Source organism: Brevibacillus sp. YAE8, from assembly GCF_057543335.1.
Genome location: NZ_BAAIYG010000039.1, coordinates 20,502 through 27,245 on the forward strand (window position 1 = coordinate 20,502; position 6,744 = coordinate 27,245).

At 55.5% G+C, this 6,744-nt stretch carries 7 protein-coding genes; all 7 read right to left on the reverse strand.

The genetic code is table 11. The annotated features are described in order from the left end of the window. Positions 1-6: 6 nt before the first annotated feature. Complete coding sequence (locus AC27IT_RS25805) at positions 7-942, reverse strand: type II secretion system F family protein (RefSeq protein WP_328148257.1); 936 nt, start codon at positions 940-942, stop codon at positions 7-9. Positions 943-946: 4 nt separating this feature from the next. After that, positions 947-1,873, reverse strand: a complete 927-nt coding sequence (locus AC27IT_RS25810; RefSeq protein ID WP_005826722.1) for a type II secretion system F family protein — start codon at positions 1,871-1,873, stop codon at positions 947-949. Then, the gene (locus AC27IT_RS25815; protein ID WP_005826720.1) at positions 1,851-3,239 is read right to left on the reverse strand and encodes a TadA family conjugal transfer-associated ATPase; all 1,389 of its coding nucleotides are present in this window, start codon (positions 3,237-3,239) and stop codon (positions 1,851-1,853) included. Before AC27IT_RS25815 ends, AC27IT_RS25810 begins: the two co-directional genes overlap by 23 nt. Positions 3,240-3,251: 12 nt before the next feature. Further along, the gene (locus AC27IT_RS25820) at positions 3,252-4,409 is read right to left on the reverse strand and encodes a CpaE/TadZ family protein (protein ID WP_487092174.1); all 1,158 of its coding nucleotides are present in this window, start codon (positions 4,407-4,409) and stop codon (positions 3,252-3,254) included. A gap of 3 nt (positions 4,410-4,412) precedes the next feature. Further along, positions 4,413-5,267, reverse strand: coding sequence for a CpaB family protein (locus tag AC27IT_RS25825; protein ID WP_005826715.1), 855 nt, complete (start codon positions 5,265-5,267; stop codon positions 4,413-4,415). A 123-nt stretch (positions 5,268-5,390) separates the two neighbouring features. Further along, complete coding sequence (locus tag AC27IT_RS25830; RefSeq protein WP_487092175.1) at positions 5,391-5,843, reverse strand: prepilin peptidase; 453 nt, start codon at positions 5,841-5,843, stop codon at positions 5,391-5,393. Between the two features lie 415 nt (positions 5,844-6,258). Beyond that, positions 6,259-6,603, reverse strand: coding sequence for a VTC domain-containing protein (locus AC27IT_RS25835; RefSeq protein ID WP_268871426.1), 345 nt, complete (start codon positions 6,601-6,603; stop codon positions 6,259-6,261). Between the last annotated feature and the right edge of the window lie 141 nt (positions 6,604-6,744).

Sequence of the window (6,744 nt, forward strand, 5' to 3'; positions counted from 1 at the left end):
CATCATTCATTTAAAAATTCCGGTAAACGTCTTGGCATTTTCCAAAATGTTCAGCACCATCAGGCCTCCGATCATCAGCATGGCGGTCGGAGCGACGACGAGCGTGGTAATCAGCGTCACTTTTGGCGAGGCTTTCGCGGCCTTTTCCTTGACCAGCTCTTTGCGCATTCGCCGCATGTTGTCCGCCTGCACCTTGAACGTCACCGAGATCGGCACTCCCAGGCGCATCCCTTGAATCAGCGCTTTAATCAACAGTTGAAATTCCGGGTTGTCGTTGCGCCGCAGCAGTTGCTCATACGCTTTTTCCCGCGGCACGCCGAGGTCGATCTCCTGGTTGAAGCGCGAGAACTCTTCCTGGATCGGTCCGCTGAAAAAGCGAATGACTTCGCGCAGGGCATGATCGAGGCTGACCCCGGCCTGTAGCGTCACGCTGACGGTGTCGAGAAATTCGGGCAGATCGTAGCGAATTTGCTGCTGGCGCTCGCTCGCCTTTTTCTTCAGCCAGAGGATCGGCAAAAAATAGCCGGCCAGCGGCCACAGAATCAGCCCGAACTGGGCGAAGGGAAAGCCCAGGACGAACAGCAGCGCCCCTATGATGATGCCGAGCAGAGCGAGTACGATCTTTACGCCCTGGAAGCGGGCTACCGTCAGGTCGAGCGGTCGGCCCGCCTTGAGCAGCCAGTCCTCCACCTCGTGCGATTCGCTGAAAAAATTGAAGCGCTGGCCCAGGACCGCATAGTCATCCCCGTAGCGCAGCAGCCGCTTGACCAGTCGTTCCGAGGCGGTTTCCGGCTTGCGCACATCGTACGTCCGATGACCCGTCACTTCGTACATATGCTCGATCAGCGTGCGTTTTTGCACAGAAAACAAATACCATTCCTTTAAAAATATGGCAAAGAATAATAAAAACAGAAACAGGCAGGTGATGATTAGTGCATCCATCGTTTCACACCTTTATGTTGGTCACTTTTTTCACCAGGATGTAGGACAGCAACGTTCCGATCAGGAACAGCCCGAGCAGCACCAGCCCCATCGGCGTAAACAGCGGATCGATAAAGCCTTTGTTAATCATGTTCATCATCAGCACCAGGGCGACGGGCATGATCGGGACAAGATACGAGACGTAGCGCTGCTCGGCGGTCATCGTCTTGATTTCCTGCGAGACGAGGCGGCGCTCCTCCATCGTCTCGGCCATCTCCTGCAGCACTTCGCTCAGGTTGCCCCCTGCCCTGCGCTGGATGAGCAGCGTCGCCGCGAAAATGCGGAAATCGCGCGTCGGAATCCGTTTTTCCATCTCCAGCAGCGCCCGGTCAAAACTGACGCCAAGCGCCAGCTCCCGCGACATCCGCTTGAACTCTTCTCCGGCTGGAGCATTCAGCTCTTTGGCCACAATCGCGATCCCCTGGGTCAGCGTCAGCCCTGCGCGCAACGAGTTGGCAAGCAGGCGGCACACCTCCGAGAGCTGATCGTTCAATCTCTCCAAATATTTGTGGCGCCGGGCAAAAAAGACGGCTTTCTGGATGACATACATCGAAGCTCCGCCCGCCATGAAGTTGTAGGGAGCCGGAATCGCCACTACACTGTGCAGGAAAAACCCAAGCCCCATCGTGCCGACGAACATGCCCGCGAAAAATTCGGAAGGGGTCAGCGGAATGTTGGCTTTTTTCAGCTTTTTGCCGATCTCCTGAGCGTACGGCTTCTGGTCGAAGCGGTCGCCCCAGACGACGATGAAGCTTTTGCGCTGAGTCTTTACCTCGTACCAGTCTTCCGCTTTCTTTTTCCACTCGTTTTTCTTCGAGCGGTATCCGAGGTATTCGTACATGCCCCAAATTCCGAACAGCACCGCCAGACTAAACAGAATAGCTAGGCTCACGTCTGCTCCCTCCCTTCGCTGTAAACATTGATTCGTCCAGATCAATTCCGAATACTTTGAGCCGCTCCAGGCTGCGCGGGATGATTCCGGTCGGCGTAAAATATCCGAGTACTTCGCCATTGCTGCCGATTCCGGTCCGGTGAAAGCGGAAAATTTCCTGCACCTCTACCCGTTTGTCCTCCGACTTCGCCACCTCGGAGATCGAGACGATTTTGCGCGTCCCGTCCGACAGCCGCATGACCTGCACGATGATGTCGAGCGCACTGACGATGTACTCGCGGACGATGGCAGAGGGCAAATCCATCCCCGCCATGACGACCATCCCTTCCAGTCGATTGAAAGCGTCCAGTGGCGAGTTGGCGTGGACGGTGGTGAGCGAGCCTTCGTGGCCCGTGTTCATCGCTTGCAGCATGTCGAATGCCTCCGCGCCACGCACCTCCCCGACGATGATCCGGTCAGGCCGCATCCGCAGCGAGTTGCGCACAAGCTGGCGAATCGTAATTTCGCCTTTTCCCTCCATGTTCGGCGGGCGTGCCTCAAGCCCGACGCAGTTCGGATGGGTCAGCTTCAGCTCCGCCGAGTCCTCAATCGTGATGATCCGTTCGTAGTGGGGAATCGCTCGCGCGGCCGCGTTGAGCAGCGTCGTTTTCCCGCTCCCGGTCCCGCCGGAGATCAGGACGTTCATTTTCGCTTCCACGACTGCCTGGATGTAGCGCGACATCGCCTCGTCAAACGAGCCGAATTGTTGCAAATCCTCCATTAAATACGGCTCTTTGCGGAATTTGCGGATCGACACCAATGTTCCGTTCAAACTGATCGGCGGGATGACCGCATTCACCCGGCTCCCGTCCTTCAGGCGGGCGTCGACCATCGGCGAGCTCTCATCAATCCGCCTGCCGAGCGGCGCCACGATCCGGTCGACGATGTGCCGCAAATGCTCCTCGTCGCGAAATTTCAGATCGGTCAGCTCCAGCCGCCCGCGCTTTTCGATGTAGACGAGGTTGTGCCCGTTGATCGAAATTTCCGTAATCTCCGGGTCCGCAAGCAGCGGCTCCAGCGGCCCCAGCCCCACCGATTCGTTAATCAGGCGAGTCAGCAGCAATTCTTTTTCGCTGCGCGGGATCACTACTTTTTCTTCCGACATGTACTGCGACACGAGCCGCTCAATCGCCACCCGCATTTCCTGCGAGCCAAGGCTGGTCAGCCTCTCCAGATTGGTTTCCCGCAAAAGCCGCGTCTTGTAATGCTCTGCCAGCTCGTCAATGTACGGGTTGAAGGCGGGAGCCGCAAGTGTCGCTGCCAGCGTCGCTCGTGGCGACTCGTCTTCTGCTGTCTTCTGCTCTTGCTTGCGCTTGAATAAAGCCATCTAGCTCCCCCCTCAAGACAGTTTGCTTTGGACCCATTTTCGGATGTCTTTTGCCGCAGGAGTCAGTTTTTTCTCGTTCGCTTCTTTTTGCAACGGCCTGCCCTGATTGACGGCCGCCTGCACTCCCGCGTGATCTCTCCTGATTTCCGCAGTAATCGGAGCGTTGAACAGCCCTTTCAGATCGGATACGGCCAACTCGTTATCCCGGCCCACCTGGTTGACGACGACTTCCAGCCTGCCCTCGGTATCAATGCGCAGTCGTCTGAACAAGTCTTCCACGAGCCGATAAATTTGCACAGACGGCGTATCCAGGTTCATCACGTAGTAAATCATGTCGGCCTCCGACAAGGCGGCATACACCAGCTCGTTCATATGGCTGGGCAAGTCGATGATGACAAAGTCATAGCTGCGGCGGCTCGCCCGGATCAGGCGCGTGACGAACGCCTCGGACATGTTTTCCGCGATCTCGGCGTCACGCGGGCTGACCAGCACTTCCAGCTTGGAGTGAGCCTCGCGCTGCGCTACGTTGCGGATGTGAAACTCGTTCATCTCGTTCATGACCGGAATCAGGTCCCCCAGCGTGCGGTTGCTGTCAAACGACAGGAACGTCTCGACGCCCCCGTACTGCAGGTTGAGGTCGATCAACAGCACGCTGGCCGTCGATTCCAGCTTCAGCGACTGGGCAAATCCGGTGGCAAGCTGTGTGCAGCCGCTTCCTCCTTTGCCGCTGTAAAACGAATACACCTTGCCCCGCCCGCGCACAAACGCTTTGCCGGAAGCATCCGCGCCTTTTTTGCGCTGCTGGATTTGGGACAGCTCGGATATTTTTTCGAGGCGGTCGGTCAGCAGGTTCAACTCGTCGGGCATGACGATGTACTCGACTGCTCCGGCGCGGACGACATCCCGCAGCAGGACAAAATCTTGCTTTTCCGTCAGAAAAATGACAATTCCCTCTGGCAGCTCGCTCTGTATGTACTGCAGCAGCTCGACTCCGGCCCCCTCCTCGGGCTGGACGAGCAACACGACATCGGGTCCGATCCGGTCGATTTCTTTTTTCACTTCGCTGGACGTCGTATAGCGTACCGGCTCATACCCGGCCAGAAACTCCGTGAGCATCTCCTTGACCGAATCGTGATCTGCGACGACAAGAATTTTCACTTCTTTGCTCATGACTTACCCTCCGGTTTTTGGTGCTGGATTGGTTGGCGGCTGTACCGAAGTTGGCGGTTTGGCTGGCGGCTGCTGATTGGTCGGTGCTGGCTGAGTTTGCCCGGCTGGCTGAGCCGCTGGTGCCGTCGCTGGCGGTTTCGCTGGCGCAGAGGCTGGCGGCGTCTGCGGCTTTGCTTCGGCAGGCTTTGGCGCAGTTTCCGTCTTGCCCGGCTCGGTTGTAGTAAACGGATCGGGAATCCCCAGCTCTCCTTTGCCGACGTTTGCTTTTAGAATGCGCATCAGTTCGGCATAGTGCTGCTGATGGATGAATTTGGGCACATCCTCGAACGGCAGCTCCAGCGCCACGCCTTTGAATTTGTTGTCCGACTTCGCAACCATGGCGACGGGCACGTCTTTCATGAACACCTCGGTTACAGGCTGGCCGCCCTTCGTCGTCGAGATGATGATGTCGACGCGGTCCAGCGCCTCCAGTTCCTGGTCAAACATGATGTTTCCCGACGCGTACACCGTAATCAGCCGATTGTTTTGATCGCGGACCATGTTCGCCGGCTTTAAAATATTTTTCGTAATGACGTCGCCTTTCGACAAAGGAACGACCGTTACCTGATTTTTCAGACTGAGCTTGTCGACGACATACGAGTCATCCGCGTACTTTTTCGGAATTTGCCTTGTGGTCAATTGATCGGGTTGGATCAACGCCCGAGAGGGAATATCGACATTCGCCTCGTAAATCTCCACCATCTCCCCAAGCTGCGCGTTCATGTCCTTGATTTTCTTCAAAAACAGAAAACCCGCCAGCGCCGCAAGCAAAAAGGATAACACCAGAAAAATGATTGCCCGTCGTTTCGATTCCAACATGAAAAGCTTCCCTCTCTTTTTCTGTAGCTAGAATGATGTCAAATCATGCTGCACGCGCCTGACCCTCCATAATAAGTAAAAATACTCACCGTTATTGTCGGACTATTCCTCAAGAATCACCGCCTAGTAATAGATAACCATTACCAGCAACAGCCCGATTCCCCCCGCAATGAATGGAGCCAGCGGGATTTCCCGATCAAAAGTCACCCTTCGCGACAGCCTGGAGACAAGCCACACAGGAAGCATGATGATTCCGGCAAGCAGGTAGGTAAGCCCCATTGCAAACAATCCCGCCTGCCAGCCCAGCGCTGCTCCTACCACTGCGAGCAGCTTGATGTCGCCACCCCCCACCTGCCCATTGCTAATGACGGCCATCCCGAGCGACAGTCCGACAAGCACGACGACTCCCAGGACGTGCGCCACCCAGTCTTCCGGCCGAAGCACTGCATGCGCGATGAGAAAATAGGCGATCCCGGGCAGTGTCAGCCAGTCGTAAATCAGTCGGTAGCGTAGGTCTGTGTACACAGCCACCGCCATTACGAAAAGAATGGGAACGATGACATACAAAGTCGGCACGCTCGCTCCTCCCCCCTTCTTTTGGAGGAAAATTTCACCATCACAGACGGTCATTTGGGGAATTTTGTTGCGCAAACGGGAAAATTTTTGGTTTATCTTAGTAAAATCTTTTTTTCTCTCTCCCTTTTTTCTGCTGTAAACAGGTCCATTTTCCTTGTATCCGGCACCTTTTCCGCCAGATTGTTGCTGTCGAATGGTGCAGGGGACAAAATGCCTGTACGCCAAAAAGAGTGGTTCAGCAGACCGCTTCTTGACGACGATCGGCTATCGCTTCTCCGTCACGCAGGAGACGCCCGTCAAAGCAGTTGTTGTTGGCAGCGCACAGGTCACCCGTCCATCGCACAAAAAAATCCCTTCCCGAACCAGAGTGTCGAAAAGGGATTTTGCGCATGCTTCAGTTTTTTCAACTGGACGTTCAGCCCGTCGCTGGTGGTTTCGTTGTCGCTGATGATCTCCTCGCGCTAGAAATCATCGTATTTTTGCTCTCCTCTCTACAGATGGCGTACTTGGAGATCGCCGAGCGCTGATTGCTTACATGTTGCAGCAAATAGCGGATGTTGAAGGGCAGAAACTGCTCGAACTTGACCTCCATAATCATCAGCGGCTGGTGAATGGCGTTGACCATCATGAGCTGCTCGTCAAAAATGTCGAGGGAATGGACGGTGGTCATCAACTGCTTGTCAAAAGTGACTCGCACATTGCCCGGCTCCATCACATACGCTTCGCGGACGTTATCAGTCATGACGCGCGGCATGAACAGATGGTTTTTGCACTCTTGAGACTCCCACGGCTAAAGCCGCAAGCCTTCCACCTTGCGGTGTACGGGTGGGATTCTTGAATGACTAAGCGTTCGCAGTCCATTTCTGTTTTGAACAGCCTTCAAGATGAGGGCATCTCATTG

What these genes read in the sequence shown, in the direction of transcription:
- AC27IT_RS25825 (WP_005826715.1), bottom strand. Translation starts at nt 5,267, where the DNA reads ATGTTGGAATCGAAACGACGGGCAATCATTTTTCTGGTGTTATCCTTT.
- AC27IT_RS25820 (WP_487092174.1), bottom strand. Translation starts at nt 4,409, where the DNA reads ATGAGCAAAGAAGTGAAAATTCTTGTCGTCGCAGATCACGATTCGGTC.
- AC27IT_RS25815 (WP_005826720.1), bottom strand. Translation starts at nt 3,239, where the DNA reads ATGGCTTTATTCAAGCGCAAGCAAGAGCAGAAGACAGCAGAAGACGAG.
- AC27IT_RS25805 (WP_328148257.1), bottom strand. Translation starts at nt 942, where the DNA reads ATGGATGCACTAATCATCACCTGCCTGTTTCTGTTTTTATTATTCTTT.